This window comes from Candidatus Symbiopectobacterium sp. NZEC135 (assembly GCF_025962695.1).
The window spans coordinates 1-628 of record NZ_JAGFPF010001273.1 but is presented as its reverse complement, the minus strand read 5'-3'; the positions used below and the strand labels follow the sequence as shown (position 1 = coordinate 628).

Genomic DNA, 628 nt, shown 5'->3' with positions numbered 1-628 from the left:
TCCGGTCAGGTGTGGCGACGCCAACACGCAGTGCAAGCCGTTAAAACGGGTGTGGTAGAGGGCGCAGAGATCGTCCAGCAGGGTTTTAACCGGCCATTCACCTGGCGCTTCAAACGCCAACGATGGACGACAAGCCTGTAAGCGCGCCACGGCCTCTTCGCCCTCACGCCAGGCGGATTCCAGCGCCACATTGCTGCGATCCTCACCGTTAAGACGCCGTGCCGCCGCCAGCATGTTAAGTGGACAGTTAAGCTGCACCAACGCCGCATCCAGCGATTCGCGGATCGCCGCCAGCAACGTGCCGCTGGTAATCTGCTGCTTTAATCGGTCGAGTTGCCCTTGCTGCTGCTGTTGTTGCTGTTCGGTGCAATCGGTGATCACAATCAGCGTGCGCGGCAATGCGCTATCGGTGAAATAGCGGCTGGCTTCTTCATTAACGCCCGGCAGCGCCCAGATACCCACAGTGAGCCAGCGCGTCATGCCACGCACCGACACCGGTTGCGGCACACCGTCACGCAGCGCCGCTTTATTATTGTGGTAATCCAGCACCGCCAGCAGTTCCTGTCCCCCGCAATCGGCACACAGGGTTTTGTACGCCAGGTTATCCATGATCACGCGGTCGTTTTCA

1 pseudogene is annotated in these 628 nt (G+C 59.7%); it reads right to left on the bottom strand.

Going from position 1 to position 628, the window contains the following annotated elements:
- Positions 1–628 (bottom strand): annotated as a pseudogene (locus J5224_RS33785) (nitrogen fixation negative regulator NifL); the annotation flags it as partial.